The organism is Aliiglaciecola sp. SL4, from assembly GCF_041538045.1.
Taxonomy (GTDB): Bacteria; Pseudomonadota; Gammaproteobacteria; order Enterobacterales; family Alteromonadaceae; genus Aliiglaciecola.
Genome location: NZ_JBGOSE010000011.1, coordinates 60293 through 75140, shown reverse-complemented (window position 1 = coordinate 75140; position 14848 = coordinate 60293). Strand labels below are relative to the sequence as shown.

Annotated in this window: 13 protein-coding genes; 2 read left to right on the top strand and 11 right to left on the bottom strand. The window is 41.3% G+C overall.

The features are described from left to right. Positions 1-8: 8 nt before the first annotated feature. From AB6T38_RS15080 to AB6T38_RS15040, 9 genes are all read right to left on the bottom strand, one after another. A complete protein-coding gene (locus AB6T38_RS15080; RefSeq protein WP_372548087.1) occupies positions 9-1967 on the bottom strand; it encodes a PP2C family serine/threonine-protein phosphatase in 1959 nt (652 codons plus the stop codon). Positions 1968-1990: 23 nt separating this feature from the next. Next, positions 1991-2878 carry a serine/threonine protein kinase gene (locus tag AB6T38_RS15075; RefSeq protein WP_372548086.1) on the bottom strand — a complete coding sequence of 296 codons (888 nt, stop codon included), beginning with the start codon at positions 2876-2878 and terminating at the stop codon, positions 1991-1993. Between the two features lie 15 nt (positions 2879-2893). After that, positions 2894-3709, bottom strand: coding sequence for a VWA domain-containing protein (locus AB6T38_RS15070; RefSeq protein ID WP_372548085.1), 816 nt, complete (start codon positions 3707-3709; stop codon positions 2894-2896). 60 nt (positions 3710-3769) lie between these two features. Next, positions 3770-5287, bottom strand: coding sequence for an FHA domain-containing protein (locus AB6T38_RS15065; protein ID WP_372548084.1), 1518 nt, complete (start codon positions 5285-5287; stop codon positions 3770-3772). Between the two features lie 19 nt (positions 5288-5306). Next, on the bottom strand, positions 5307-6080 hold the full coding sequence (locus AB6T38_RS15060) for a protein phosphatase 2C domain-containing protein (protein WP_348489979.1): 774 nt from the start codon (positions 6078-6080) through the stop codon (positions 5307-5309). Positions 6081-6082: 2 nt separating this feature from the next. Next, a complete protein-coding gene (locus tag AB6T38_RS15055) occupies positions 6083-6856 on the bottom strand; it encodes an FHA domain-containing protein (protein WP_372548083.1) in 774 nt (257 codons plus the stop codon). 18 nt (positions 6857-6874) lie between these two features. Continuing rightward, entirely contained in the window at positions 6875-7684 is an 810-nt protein-coding gene (locus AB6T38_RS15050; protein WP_372548082.1) for a MotA/TolQ/ExbB proton channel family protein, read from the bottom strand. Beyond that, positions 7681-7980: an FHA domain-containing protein gene (locus AB6T38_RS15045; RefSeq protein ID WP_372548081.1), complete on the bottom strand. Its 300-nt coding sequence runs from the start codon at positions 7978-7980 to the stop codon at positions 7681-7683. The genes AB6T38_RS15050 and AB6T38_RS15045 overlap by 4 nt, the downstream gene beginning before the upstream one ends. 273 nt (positions 7981-8253) lie before the next feature. Continuing rightward, complete coding sequence (locus AB6T38_RS15040) at positions 8254-9636, bottom strand: MFS transporter (protein ID WP_372548080.1); 1383 nt, start codon at positions 9634-9636, stop codon at positions 8254-8256. 237 nt (positions 9637-9873) lie between these two features. On the opposite strand from AB6T38_RS15040, the gene AB6T38_RS15035 reads away from it, so the two are divergent. Continuing rightward, positions 9874-10563, top strand: a complete 690-nt coding sequence (locus AB6T38_RS15035; protein WP_372548079.1) for a VIT family protein — start codon at positions 9874-9876, stop codon at positions 10561-10563. A gap of 47 nt (positions 10564-10610) precedes the next feature. Then, positions 10611-11141 carry a DUF3750 domain-containing protein gene (locus AB6T38_RS15030; protein ID WP_372548078.1) on the top strand — a complete coding sequence of 177 codons (531 nt, stop codon included), beginning with the start codon at positions 10611-10613 and terminating at the stop codon, positions 11139-11141. A 20-nt stretch (positions 11142-11161) separates the two neighbouring features. Here AB6T38_RS15030 and AB6T38_RS15025 read toward each other — a convergent pair whose 3' ends face one another. Then, positions 11162-13339 carry an ATP-binding protein gene (locus AB6T38_RS15025; RefSeq protein WP_372548077.1) on the bottom strand — a complete coding sequence of 726 codons (2178 nt, stop codon included), beginning with the start codon at positions 13337-13339 and terminating at the stop codon, positions 11162-11164. Positions 13340-13600: 261 nt separating this feature from the next. Continuing rightward, positions 13601-14830, bottom strand: a complete 1230-nt coding sequence (nhaD, locus tag AB6T38_RS15020; RefSeq protein ID WP_372548138.1) for a sodium:proton antiporter NhaD — start codon at positions 14828-14830, stop codon at positions 13601-13603. Positions 14831-14848 lie beyond the last annotated feature (18 nt).

Sequence of the window (14848 nt, the reverse complement as noted above, 5' to 3'; positions counted from 1 at the left end):
TATGGTCCTTAATGACTAACGTGTTTAGACACTAGACGTAGTGACTCACAGCTTTTATCTAGCAAAAACAAATCGAACGCCTGTCCTGTTTCTGTGACGATAATGTCAGCTAACCAAAAATAACCAGAGCTGGCGGCATCAATGTAAAGCAAAGGTTCAGATTGACCTTTTTCAATTGCTTTTCCTTGTTGTTCTTGTGCATTCTGATATTGACTAAAGCAACTCATAAAATCGTGGGTAGGCGCGTCAGGAACATTAGGTAAATTACTGACTTTGCCAGCGATGACTTCGATACCTGAACTGGTTTTTTGGTAACGCAATACCGCACCGTAAACAGGTGTGTTTTTGACTTTTAATTGCACAGTGATGATTTCTGTATATTGATCTTTCATCTCATCAATTTTGTCTAATTTACTGTCTTTGGAGACCCTACCATCTTGGCTTAAACGCGCTTCAAGTTTCGCAATGGGATCTTCTCCAAGTGCTACGTCTAATGACAAACTCGGTGCAGAATCTAAATTTGCATTTAAGTCGGCAGGCCCAGAGACGTCACCTTGCTCATCCATAGCTGCATCTGGCACTACCTCATCACTATTGACAAAGTTTTTCAGCGCGGATGATGACGATTCTAGATTATTCGAATCCTCAGCATCAGGTAAGGAGCCATCAGCTTGTGGTAAAGAGCCCTCAGCGTCGGAAAAAGCATCATCAGCGTCGGATAAAGCATCTTCAGCATCGGATAAAGCTCTTTCAAGGGTATGTTTAGCATCACTTAGCGGCGCTTTTAAATCTTCCGAAATAGGCGGTTCTACTTGCTCTAAGATTTCACCCACATCCCCCACTGTTTTTTCTACTTGCTCAATAATCTGTTCCCCAACTTCCGCTGGTTTTTGCGCTTCTCCGGCCACGTTATACTCGAGCTCAGAGCTAGGGTTAGTAATGACAGGCGCAGGGAAATCATCGCCGCTAGAGGACGAATCGAGCTGCTCTTCAACTGATAACGCTGGTTCAGCCGAACAACAGTTTTGCATGTAATTACGATAGGTAAAATACAGCAACACTATCAACATAAATGCTACCAGCCCTAAAACAATTACTTTCCAATTGAGTAACGGTTTAGCGTCATCTTGTGCAACAGTTTTAGATAGTGACGAGGCTGGCGTATTATTGGGAGATGAATTTTGAGGCAAACCCTCACTTGCTTCGGCATTTGCAGCAGCTGTAATTGGCACCGCTTTAGATTTATCTAGTTGGGATAACACCACTGTGGTGTTGTCTTGACCGGGTTTTGTTTGCAAGGTTTCGTCAATTCGATTGGCGAAGATGTACTCTCGATTGTCATTTTTGATTAATTCTAAAGTCTCATCATTGTCGAATATTTCCCAAAAGCCATCGGTACACAGAACAAAATATTCGCCTGCATTTAACTGCCATTGATTAATTTCACAATGGGCACTTTCACTGCCATCTAGGCAATTTAACAGTTGGGTTTGGCTGGGGTGGGTTGCCAACTCATCTTCACTAATTTCACCCATTAAAAATTTGGCGTAAGCCAATGAGTGATCTTTACTTTGTTTGACTTTACCGGAGTGATCATATTGGTAAATTCGCGAGTCTCCGGCATGAGCAGAGACTAACTCGCCGTTTAATTGCAGTAACGCCGTTAAGGTTGCGGCTGTGGATGTACCTTGTTCACAGGTTTGTTTAATGGCCAAATTACATTCATCAGCAAAAGTATTTAAAAAATCTTCGCCATTTGCAAACTCTTCGCGTTTTTGCCAAAAAACACCACTTTTGTCAGCAATAATTTCGGCAGCTAATTCACCTTGTTTAGTCCCCCCCACGCCATCAGCAACGACAATTAAAATATCACTGTTATCTTCACTTAAATGATAAGCATAACGGTCTTGATTATACTTTCTGCCTGCTTGTTCAGATTTTTCAAAAATAATACGGTTATTAGACATTTATAATTCCCTTGCAAGCCTATCTATAGTGACAACGCGGCTTTAAATTCGCTGATATTTTGATATCGATGTTCTGGTTGTAGTTGCGTTGCATAAAACAATGCATTGGCAAGATCTTCTCCACAGCAGTGGGATACCTGTTCTAACAACATTAAAATTGGATCACTGCCATCGGTGCCCGATTGGGTGTACCGGTCAAAAGCTTTAATTGGCCGTTGTCCAGTTAATAATTCGATGATCATTACCCCTAGGGCATGGATATCAGTCCATGGGCCGATGGGGAAAATATTATATTCTTGCTCCAATGCAGCATAAGACTGGGTATTTTGAGCTTGTTGACTCACATAACCACCAGCAACTTTTACTGCGCCAAAATCTATTAATATCGGATGTAGTTGTGAACCAGAACGCAAAAATACGTTGCTGGCTTTCATATCTCTGTGCACTAAATTTTGTTGGTGCAAATAGTCTAGGCCAGCTAAAACGCCAGGCAATACCGCACTAACCTGCTGCCAGGTAAATGGCTGATTATGGTGTTCAATTTGCTGTACATAACTTTCCCATAAGGTATTACCAATCTCTTGGTGCATAACCATATAGGCGGTACCTGCTTCATAAAAGCAATCGTAGACATAGACAATGTTGTCATGATCTAAGGTCAGCAGAGTTTCACATTCATGTTTGAACTGCTGTAAAGCGGTTTCATATACTTGCACTAAATCGGCCATAAATGGTTTAACCACGCCGTCAACGCGATGGGCAATTTGATTGGGTAGATATTCTTTAATCACGACCCGATATTCAAGTGAGGCATGTTGAGCCAGATACACCACACCAAACCCCCCGCTCCCCAGCACGTCTTCAATCACATAACGATGTATTCGATTGCCAGGTTGCAGTGCTCGCGTCATGTTACTTCTCTCGTGCTACTTAGGCATGAGCGCTATGAGTAACGCCGCAGTTAGAGAGCCATCGGAAGCATCTAAATAATTACCTAAACCAGATTTCACCAACTCTTGATAAAACTCTTTTTCGTGATCCTCATCACCAGAGTAGCGCACTGAAACACTGTATTTGTCGTTCGCAAAGTTTTGAACTTTGCTCATCAAAGGTCGAGATTCACCTGAGTGAGCTTCGTCATCGGTGATAATAAAAATCACTCGGCGCTGAGCTTCTGAGCGCCACTTGGTTTCCGAGGCCTCTTCAAATCCGGCATACACAGATTCCCCGTTGTCGCCTGGGTTGAACCCTTTGCCTTTACCTAAGTCTAGATTCACTTGATCTAAGTAAGACTTTAAGACCGTAATATCTTTAGTTAAAGTAAGGGGAAATTGCGATACGGGTCGATCAAAGTTTTTATCACCAAAAGCGACTATTCGCATAGCCGCTGAATCAGATAACATCTCAATGATGCGGGCAATATTGCCAATTTCAGCGCGCAATCCATTAATTTCTTGCCCCATACTGCCGGTCACATCGAGGACAACAACCAAGTCTAGTGTTTGCATTTTTTGAAAACCTGATGGGGCTGGAGCGGGAACAGGATCGGGTTTTGGCGTGCTCGGCGGTGGACACACTTTTACTTCTGGGCACGTTTGTGGCGCAGAGGTAGGAATTTTCGACACATTCCCAAAGAACGGAAGTGAAATAACGGCAAGTAAAATAAATGCCCCCATTCCAGAAGCAAACAAATCTAAAGCCGACATGCTAAAGATATTGACTTCCCTACTTTTGAGCTTCATATATCGATTTCCCTTTTAACTACTTCATCGACAATGTATAGCACTGCCGATTAAGTAAATTCAAAGTACAGTTACTTTAAACGTTATCGTGCTTAAGCGAAGTTCCATGCCATTGGACAGTTCCATCGGTTGACCTGGAGTAAGTGGCACCTCATTTATCCAGCTTCCATTTTGACTCCCCATGTCTTCCACATAGATTTTGTTTTCGTGCAATCGAATCATTAAGTGCTTTCTAGAAATTTCGTTTTCACCCAAAACGTAATCCACTTGCGCGCTCTCGCGACCTATCACTTGGCCTTCACTTTGAGCTAGAGCTTTACCATTTATTTTGATTCTGACACTGTCACCTTTGATAGTGGTGCCATCGAACAAAATGTCGTTAAAGGATTTTTCCATTTCTGCGATTTTACCCGCAAGATTATCTTTTTCTTGAGCCAATCCAGTGGCCTCTTTTACTTTATTCTGCAATTCGTCAGTTTGCGCTTGCATCGCCTCTTTGCGCTTACGCATAAGAATCACAAACAATAACAACATGACTAACAACAGCACCCCACCACCTAACATGATGTAAGTTTTTTGCTGTTCCGATTTAAGTTGTTTTTGCGCTTCTAATTCTGCAGCTTGCTCTGCTTTTTTCTTTTCCTCTTCTAACGCTAAACGTTCCTCTTCGGCCTTTTTAATGGCTTCATCGGTTTGCTTTTGTTTCTCCAAATTTTCAGCTTCAATGCGAGCGGCTTCATCTTTTGCTTCTTGCAAAACTTTTTCAGCTTCTGCTTGTGCTTCTTGAGCTTTCTTTTCTGCTTCTTCTAATTTGGCTTTCGCAGCCAAATCTGCATCCTCTTTTTCCTTTTGAGCAAGCTCGGCGAGCTTAGCTGCTTCTTCTGCATCTTTTGCCGCTTTGTCGGCTTTCGCTTTAGCTTGCTCAACATCAGAAAGACACACTTCGTCGGCAACCGTAAAACTGATCTTATTTTCAGTCAAAAAGGACTTCAGAGTATCAGTAGACAAGGCGTATGCGATATTTTCAGGGGCTTTCATTCCAGCAAATAAGGCCGTTTCAAAGATACTAACGCCCACTAACTGGTGGCAATTATTCAGCAACGGTGCTGCCCACTGGCCTTCCTTGTATAGTGCGGTGTGAACATAGATGTCACCTTGTGATAGGTTTTTTACTGGCTCTAAACGCTGAACAATTGAAGCAGTTTCTGAAGAATCGGTTTTTAGAATCAATTGCTCGCCAAGGGTTTGAACTTCTTTGCCCAAAGTAATAGGTTCCCCTGTTACATTACTGGCAGACAAAATCGCTAAGCGTTTATCATTATTTTCGACAATAACAGTTGCCAGTATTTTAGCTGCAGGAGTTACCGAGTTATCGACAATAAACAGCGATTTCGCACCATCAATAACCTCAGCGTCGGTGACAAACTGGTGGTCATTCACTTTGGTTGCTAGGGCGGATATGGTTTTACCATTTTTGCGTTCTATTTCAACTTGATAGACGTATTCTGCAGCAGCAGAAAAAATCGTCGAACTAAAACCCAATGTCAGTAGTGCAATCAATTTAGGTGACAAAAACATGCCGATTTCCTTACGTATTTTATTCTGTTGTTTCTTCCGAGTCGGCTTCCTGAGAAACCTTCAGTACCATGACAGTGGCATTGTCTTGGTAATCCTTATCGAGACTATCTACATAGCTAACAATGTGTTCCGCCAATATCTGTGGATCGGATTGATTAAACCGATGACAGATGGCTGCGATATCTTGTTCTGGAATACTTTCGATTCCATCGCTGGCCAAAAGCACAATATCGCCCACTTTTAATGCAATACTATTAATATCAACCATGTCGACGTCGTAACCCATAACAGCCGAAGTTAACTGGTTGCGTTGGGGATGAACGGCAACATCTTGTTCGGTCATCACACCTTCTTCGACCAACTGCATTAATTCAGATTTTTTTGAATGATCTTGATTAATTCGTTGTAGGGAATTTTCTCTACAAAGCCACAAGGGGCTATCACCAACACTGATAAAATCTAGGTGTTCGCCAGTAAACGCAGCAGCTATTAAGGTTCCCCCCATGCCATTGCATTCGGGATTCTCAACAATGTAGTCAGCTAGATGTTGATTTGTGGCATTTAAGCTTAGCTGCAAACGTGTTTCCATTTGCTGCTCTTCACTGTTGCAAAACGCATCATTGAAAGCTTGAAGAATTTGTTGACTAGCAACTTCCCCGTGTACTGCCCCACCCATACCATCCGATAACACTGTTAATGCAAATCCATTGGGCCAAACCAATTTGGTAACACCGTCTTGCTGATAGTCTCGTTTGCCAACGGTTTGAGCCCATCCTACGGAGATTTGTAGCATCATTATTCCCAATTAAAGTTTTGGTCACAAAACGCCACAAACCTTAGGGTCGTTGCGCCAACTTTTAATAGGCTTCCTGTCTGCAATACAGTTTGCCCTGCGACAATTTGCCCATTCACACGATTCAAACTGGAACCATTGCCAGGAGCGACAATAAATTCTCGGTTTTCATCATCATAAATAACCAACAATTGCTGTTTAGAAGTAATTGAGGTATCACCAAAGTTCAAGGTGATACGTTCAGTGGGAGAGCGCGAAATAGCACTTTGACCTGGCCCTACTACCACACTTTTACCTTTTCCAGGACCGTCAACCACTACTAACCATCCACATACAAAAGACTCTGCGCTAGCATTAGATGAGTTCCCACCCGCATTAGCTGCAGCGCCCGCCCCCCCGAAGTTAATTGAGGTTTTAGGCTCTTCTACTACAGGTTTGGCTGCCGGCTGCTGTCCTGTAGGTGGCACTGTACCTTGTTCTGAGCTAGCAGTTGGATTGTTAGCTCCTGGAATATTCGCTGGTCGAGTTGGCGGCTCTGGTGAAACGGCCACTCCACCAGGACGCATTGCCGGACCTGAGGATTTCATGTGATTGAATAAGTCGACACTAGGCGGTTGTGTTGCCCCTTCTTTAGGCCCACCAGATTGACCACCAAACTGACCTTGTGGCGGTTTAGTTCCACCATCAGGTGCCGAATGAGTTGGTTTGTCATCACTTTTAACGAAACTGGACTCTATTTCCACTGGTTTCCCGTCTGGACCACGTCTAAAGCTCATGGTGAATTCTCCTTAATTTTAATCTGCCGCGATTAAGCGGTTCACTAATCTGTCTAAACAATATTGACCAACTAGGTTTAACGCTTTTTCTTCGCGTCCTTGGGCCAAATGCATAAAAAATACTAAAGCAGCTGACATGATTAACGCTAATAAAGTAGTGTTAAACGCAACCCCTAGTTTGATTGTAATCACTGCAACCCAATCTTTGATGGCGTCAGAATCAGATAAAGGTGGCATATCACCAGCACTAGACAATGCCATGGCAATACCGATAACAGTGCCGATGAAACCTAGCGTAGGGATCAGCCAAACCAGATAGCGCACCATGGTGTACTTAAGGTCGACTTCGTGCTGCATTAATTCCAATGAGGAATTCATAAGATTGTTAGCTTGTTCAGTGCTTCTGGAAAGTTGAAACTGTAGAATAATTCGTTTGATTAAGCGTTGCAGGTAAAAACGACTGCCGAGATTATCGGCTTTAATGGCTTGGTAAATGGGGCCTAAATCTTTAGGGCGATACAGCGCATCTTCATCATCACTGATTAAACCTCGGTTTATCTGGTTAATTTCTTGAGTAGCTCTTTGCCAACGAACCCAGATTTCACCTGCACATATAAAGAAAAACAACCACATGACATTTTGAATAGTGAAAGGATAAGAAGGACCGCTGCGGTCAAAAAGAATATCCGCCAAACGCATTTCTGTGCTGGTACTAGGTTGCTTTTCTGTTAGTACAAATCCAACAATAATGATTACAAATGCAATGAATGACATTGCTAGCAACACAACCAGACGATAGTAAGACTCTTCTTTCTCCAAACTGGTCATATACCACGGCTCCTGCTCTTTATTTGATATGCGATCATGATTTCCATTATGCGAAGTTTCGTTTCACCCACAACGATATAATCGTTAGCAGTTAACGTTACGACGTCAAACTGAAGCCATTGATTCCCTTCCCAATAAAATGACCCATATGATGATCCACAATCCCTGACCTCAATAAAGTCTAGGTTATTGAATGTTAATTGTAAGTGGTTACGAGAAACACTTGGATCGTTTACATGAACGTCATTTGTTTGCGCGCAACGACCCACACTAATAACAGTGTCACTAGTAAACATATGAAAAATTATGCACTTTTATACAATGAATATTGGGTTCCAAAATTCATATTAGCGGTAGTTTAAAAGTCGAACAAGCATTAATTTAATGAAGAGCAACAAATACTTAAACGATGGAAAGCTAAAAGTGTTTTTCCTTTAAAGACAATGATATAAGAATTGATATGAGGATTTTTATGAGAGGGAAAGAATTTTACACCAAGCTGCGACTAATCATTTTGCAAACAGACATATATTTACGGGACGCAACATAAAAATCGCACACCGCTAAATTTATTTCCTTTGTTGATTCGCTTTTCCGCGAAAGCCTGATAGAAAAGTGGCGATAATTACGCTGATAAGAGAAATGTAAAACGCGAACGTTATAGTGCTCATTAGCGCAGGAGTCTGTTCAGCATTAATTTTACTCTCGCCAAGATAATAGTGCACTAATAAGTTGACTGTACTCATCCCTACTAGGTTACCCACAGTACGCGCCAAATTTAAGGTTGCCGAAGCAACACCTAATTCGCTTTCTTGCACTGCTCCCATGATAGCATTGTTATTGGGAGACGAAAATAAACCAAAGCCAATGCCAATCAGCAGCAGAGAGCCACCTATGTAAGTCGTACCTGTCGCCGTTGTCATTTGTGATAGCACCAAAAATCCGCAGGCAACAATAGCACAACCGAAAGTCGCTAAAAATCGAGGCTGAACTTTATCAGAAAGTCGGCCTGACATGGGTGCTAAAAAGGCCATAGCTAAAGCTTGTAACAATAAGATTTGACCCGCTTCTGCGGGACTGTAACCTTGTACGACTTGTAAGTACAAACTCAGCAGAAACGCTAAGGGGAAATTACTACCATACATCAGCAGTGATGTAATCAATGACATGGAAAAGACTCTACTTTCCCGAAACATTTGTACTCGAATTAAGGGGGTATGATGCTGACTTTGGTGGTAAACAAATAAAATCATTGTGAGTGCTGAAAAAATCAACAGTAAAAAGCCATGGAGTTTAGGAAGGGAACTAAAACCGAATACTAGTGAAGTAGAAGAAACAGCAAAAATAAAACTTCCTCGCCAATCAAATGAAGCTATGTACTCATTTTTCCACTCGCCGTGCAGTCCCCATTTAATTAGTCCTAAGAGGATCATAATTAACGGAAGTTGAAATAAAAACACCGCTCTCCAATTCCACATTTCAGTGAGTAAGCCGCCAATTGCTGGCGCTAGCGTTAAGCCGATATAAACACAAGCTGCAGCCAAACCAAGGGCTGCTCCGCGCTTATGGGAAGGGGTTACTGAGGTTAGAATAGCCACCCCGGTACCAAAAATCATCGCCGAAGCCGCACCTTGAACAAAGCGCCAAAACAGTACCCACTCCACTTGTTGGCCTAAAGCACACATTAACGATGTAAAAGCGTTTAACGCCAAACCAATGGTATATATACGTTTTCGGCCGTAATTGTCAGCCAATTTGCCACATGGCAACATGAAAACCACGCTACTAAGCAAAAAAAGCGTAGGTAACCAACTCACCATTTTCGCGTTTGCGTTCAAGTCTGCAGCTAAATTGGGGATTGCGACATTAACCGACGCTATGCCCAATGGTCCAATAAAAGAGCCAAGACAAACAACTATGAGGGCGACTGTGGTTACGGGGAGCTTGTTCAAAAACTTAGTTTACCTACTGCAAAAAAATCGTAAAAAAGATCATACTGTACATCCATGACTTGTACAGTGATTCTAAGATCCATTTAATATAATGCCTTAGTAAACAATATAGCCAACACAGGAGAATATTAAATCGGCTTCTGCTGTTGGCCTGCCTTAGTATTTACAATAGTATGAGCTGTAGCACTTTAATAATTCAACACGCATTTGTTTTGCTGAAATAGAGATAAATTTTATATGGATTACAACCACGAACACAAGGCAGGCCGAATCGGCTGGATAAGAGCCGTTGTTTTAGGCGCAAATGATGGCATAGTCTCAACAGCAAGTCTGATAGTGGGTATCGCCGCTTCTCAAGTGGCCCCGGAACATTTATTTATTGTGGGTTTGGCAGCATTGGTAGCCGGAGCTATGTCGATGGCCGCAGGAGAATTTGTATCTGTAAGTTCACAAACTGACATAGAGCACGCCGAAATCTCGTTAGAACAGAAACATATTGATAGAAACTGGGTGGCAGAAGAAAAAGAGCTTGCCAACATCTATGTAGAACGTGGTTTAGAAGGTGATTTAGCTATGCAAGTTGCCAAGCAGCTGATGGCTAAAGATGCCATAGGTAGTCATGTTAGAGATGAACTAGGTATTACTGAACAATCCCAAGGCAACCCTTTTCAAGCCGCGCTGTTTTCAGCACTGTCATTTACCGCAGGAGCACTTTTACCTTTATTAACCGTGTTAGTGGTCAATGGTCCTTTGTTGATCCCTTCAATAGTGATCGTTTCATTGTTGTCCTTGGTATTATTAGGAAGCGTGTCTGCTAAAATTGGTGGTGCCTCCATCTTAAAAGGTTCACTTCGCGTGCTTATTTGGGGCTCATTGGCTATGGCGGTATCCATTGCTGTTGGTAATATTTTTCAGGTCTCTGGGTAAGAAACACTGCACAACAGTCAACGCACTCTACTCGCCAAAGGTATTGAATGAAAAAGATCCTATGTTTAATTTTGATTGGCTTACTGATAAATGCCTGCTCAAACAACAGTTGGCGTACGGCAAGTAGAGAATCTGCGGGGATTGCACCTAAGCCCGAACTAATTAAAGATGCGGTTATTGAAGTCTATGCTGCAGATGCATACAGCTGGCGTGGTTGGTTTGCTGTACATACTTGGATCGCTATAAAAACAGAAGATGCGGCGGACTACACGGTATATGAGGTGGTTGGTTGGCGCGTCAAAAGTGGACTGCCCGCGTTACACAGATACCAAACACCTATTCCCGATCGATTTTGGTATGGCGCAAAACCTGAAAAGCTGCTTTCCATTCAAGGTGAAAAAGCCAATGCACTGATCCCCAAAATATCAGCAGCTATCGAACGCTACCCTTGGGCAAATGAATATACTGTTTTTCCTGGCCCCAACAGCAATACCTTTCCTGCTTGGATTGCCCTGCAAGTACCCGAATTAGAGCTGAGTATGCCATTTAATGCCATTGGCAGTGGGTATGCCGATTGAATACCCCCAAATCCTCCAAACTATAAGCTAGTGTGAAGTTCGGTGTTTGTGACATATTGTTGTACTTTAGATAATAGAGCTTCTCGCGAAAAAGGTTTTCCCAAATGAGCGGTAAATCCCAGCCTTTCATAATGGGCGACTTCTTCAGCAAAGACGTTCGCCGTTAACGCGATAACAGGTAAATCAATCCATTGTTTATTCTTACGTAGTGTTTTCAGGGCACTACAACCATCCATTATCGGCATCTGAATGTCCATTAAAACTAAATCAAAATTCTGCCGAGCAAGCAAATCTAGGGACTCTTGACCATTGTTAGCAACGGTCACAACCACATGACTTTGCTCTAAAATGCTTTTAGCAATTTGCTGGTTAATCAGGTTATCCTCTACCAGTAAAATGCGTCTATTGGTTAGATTTTTTTTGCAGTCAATTTGTGGGACTTCTATGCGTTGTTCCTTGGCAAGAGGAAGCTGCAACATAAAACTAAATTCAGTTCCCTTTGCTAACTCACTTTTCACCTTGATAGTAGACCCCATGGCTTCAACTAGTTGTTTGACAATGGAAAGCCCTAAACCTGTTCCACCGTACTTTCGCGTTATACTTTCATCAACCTGAGTAAACTTATTAAACAAGTTTTTTAATGACTTATCTTCAATTCCGACTCCCGTATCAAGCACCGATATTTTTACTTTTGCCAAATCATCATTTGTTACCAATTTAACCGTTACATCCACACTTCCGGTATGCGTAAACTTGACTGCATTTGAGGTCAAATTCATTAATATTTGCATAACCCGAGTTGGGTCGCCCATTACCCTAATATTCTGCTTACCCAAAATTTTAGTATGTAACTCAATATTTTTATTATCAGCCTGACTCGAAAATAAATTTTCAACTTGAGTGAGAATATCTTCAAAACAAAAGTGGTGATTTTCTAGTTTAAAGTGGCCAGATTCAATCTTAGATAAATCGAGAACATCGTTAACTATTTGCATTAAAAGTTTCGCAGAAAAGTTAGCCCGATTTAAGTATTCGGTTTGTTGTTTGTCTAACTGAGTATGCAAACACAAATCTAACAACCCTAGAACGCCGTTTATTGGCGTGCGGATCTCATGTGACATATTAGCTAAAAATTGAGATTTAGTTTGGTTTGCCTGTTCTGCTAGTGCTCTTGCTCGTTGGGCTTTTAATTCTAAATTTTTACTTTTAGTAATATCATTGTAGAAAATAAGCACACCAATCAAGTCTTGCTTTTTAGAATGCAGGGCTAGGTGCGTTACCTCTTTATATTTAACTTGGGCATCTTCTTGAGCCGTGTTTTCTTGGCTTTGTTTTTCCTGATTTTCTTTTTCTTGATAATGAATATTAGTTTCATCGCCATAGAGGATGCGTCGATCGATATTTACGATCTTTTTGGCGTGCTCTTCATTGCTGATATCAAAATCAGTTTTTCCTTTCAATTGATTGATATTTTCTACTTTAGCGTCGTCAATAAAGGCATGGTTTGCACCTAAATATCGTAATTGTTTATCTTTCCATGAAATCCCATAGGGTAAGTGATTAATAACCGTTTGAAAGATAGCCTCTGAGTGTTCAATTTTATTGGTTTGACTATCAATAGTAGTTTGTTTATCTAATAATAAAGTTTGTAAATAATGTAAAAAGTGCTGAATCAAAAACAAAACAATACTAATTATAAATGCGTAAGTCAGTAATGCTGTAATCCAAGCAGTTACACTTAAACTGTAAGCGCTTTGTCTTACTGTAAACTCAAATTCACTTAGCCACATTAGGTTCATGTAATAAAATAAAAACAAACCACCAGAGATCGCAATAGCAACCGCCACTCTCATACTGAGCATGAAACTACTAAATATAGACGCAGCCATAATCAGGTATATTCCATTCCCGGCTAGACCAAATGTGCGAATTCCTGCAAATCCCATAATAAAAAATAGGCAGGTAACTAAACTCGCTTTTATATTGTTGCTTAAGCGGGTTCGAAACAAATAAAAACTCAATAGCACACAGGTGCTGGCAATATGCACCCACATCACCGGCAGAAAACCAATTTCAGGGATACGAGAAAGGGAACCAGCTAACGCAACACCGGCAAATGCCATGGTAGCCATCAAAACGGTATTTGTTAGTTTCTCACGAATATATTCAATGGAACTATCTTGAGACTCTACAGACATAGAGATTTATTAGCTTTTATAATAATTGGACAATATTATGTTGTGTCGTAACCTTATTAAAACCTTGTCTGTACTTAAAGTGTATTAGACTTTTGTATAATAACCGATCTAGGATTTAGCGAATAAGGTTTATATAAGGTACTTATCGATTTGAGCTTAGCAAATTCAAAACTGTCCAAGAAAGCGTCCACCAACGCTAACCTAATTAGCAGCAGCCGAGTTTTATATTAGGTGTATGCAAGGGAAATTAGTCAACGGCGATTAGACGTTGACTAAACACAATACGTAACCCACGGTATAAGCCGCCAATAGGTGCACGATATATTTACTGTAACTAACAAAAGTCAGTTCCTTCACACGACTCATGGCCACAATCCCTGCCGCTGAACCTATCACCAACATTGATCCCCCCACGCCAACGGCATAGGTAAGGGATAACCATTGAATATTGGTTAACTCCGGCTGGGCTTTAAGTAAGGCTGCGGTTAATGGTACGTTATCTAAAAAGGCTGACAAGATCCCCACCAAGTAGTTGGAATAATCAGGATCCACCATAAAGTAGATATTTGTCATCCAAATTAATACCCCGATTTCTTTAAGAGAACCAACTATCAACAGTATCCCTAGGAAGAACATTAAAGTATCAAATTGAATTTTACGTACATAATCCAATAAATGAATTTCGTACTTAAATTTATTCACCATTCCACCAATTAGGAACATCACCGACAAGCCTAATAAAAAGGTCAAAACCGGCGGGATTTCAAACAATAAATTAAACAGCATGGTGCAACATATGGTGCTAAAAAATAGCCCAGCGATAACAAAATCTAAGGATTTAAACTTTTCACTGCCAATGGTGGCTTCTACTCTGCGGTTTTTGCCAAAGCTCATCAAAATTGCCAACACAATCACCCCAGACACAGCGGGTAAAACTAAGCCTAACAATTCAACTATCGAGACATGTTTTTCACTGAAGATCATCAGTGTCGTCACATCCCCAGTTATCAAAACAACCCCACCGGAGTTCACGGCAAATATAATTAAAACACAGAGTTTTACTTTTTCTCCCACGTTCAATTTGAACGCTAGGATCACACTGATGGATACGAGAGTGGCGGTAATATTGTCGCATAACATCGACAATACAAGCGCAAACAACGCCAACAGCAAGGTCAACTTCCTTAAAGACAATTCACCAGGTAAAAGTCGATTAACCATAGCGCCAATCAACCCTCTGGCATTAAGGTAAGCCACAAAAGTCATAGTTGCCATGAGAAACAGCCACAGTTTGGCTATTTCGAGTAAATTTTCGTTCAACGCATTTTCAATTTCAGCCTGCCCAGAACCATGCCCTCGAATGAACAATAAGCACCATACTAAACACCCTAAAAACAGGGTAGTTTTTGCTTTATTGATATGGGTAACTTCTTCAAAGACGATGGATAACAAGGCCAAAATAGCCAAGCCAATAATGGATATTTCAAACATATCGAACATGATGTGCGT

Coding starts and splice junctions, on each gene's coding strand:
- AB6T38_RS15080 (WP_372548087.1), bottom strand. CDS start 1,967: ATGTCTAATAACCGTATTATTTTTGAAAAATCTGAACAAGCAGGCAGA.
- AB6T38_RS15075 (WP_372548086.1), bottom strand. CDS start 2,878: ATGACGCGAGCACTGCAACCTGGCAATCGAATACATCGTTATGTGATT.
- AB6T38_RS15070 (WP_372548085.1), bottom strand. CDS start 3,709: ATGAAGCTCAAAAGTAGGGAAGTCAATATCTTTAGCATGTCGGCTTTA.
- AB6T38_RS15065 (WP_372548084.1), bottom strand. CDS start 5,287: ATGTTTTTGTCACCTAAATTGATTGCACTACTGACATTGGGTTTTAGT.
- AB6T38_RS15060 (WP_348489979.1), bottom strand. CDS start 6,080: ATGCTACAAATCTCCGTAGGATGGGCTCAAACCGTTGGCAAACGAGAC.
- AB6T38_RS15055 (WP_372548083.1), bottom strand. CDS start 6,856: ATGAGCTTTAGACGTGGTCCAGACGGGAAACCAGTGGAAATAGAGTCC.
- AB6T38_RS15050 (WP_372548082.1), bottom strand. CDS start 7,684: ATGACCAGTTTGGAGAAAGAAGAGTCTTACTATCGTCTGGTTGTGTTG.
- AB6T38_RS15045 (WP_372548081.1), bottom strand. CDS start 7,980: ATGTTTACTAGTGACACTGTTATTAGTGTGGGTCGTTGCGCGCAAACA.
- AB6T38_RS15035 (WP_372548079.1), top strand. CDS start 9,874: ATGGATTACAACCACGAACACAAGGCAGGCCGAATCGGCTGGATAAGA.
- AB6T38_RS15030 (WP_372548078.1), top strand. CDS start 10,611: ATGAAAAAGATCCTATGTTTAATTTTGATTGGCTTACTGATAAATGCC.
- AB6T38_RS15025 (WP_372548077.1), bottom strand. CDS start 13,339: ATGTCTGTAGAGTCTCAAGATAGTTCCATTGAATATATTCGTGAGAAA.
- nhaD (WP_372548138.1), bottom strand. CDS start 14,830: ATGTTTGAAATATCCATTATTGGCTTGGCTATTTTGGCCTTGTTATCC.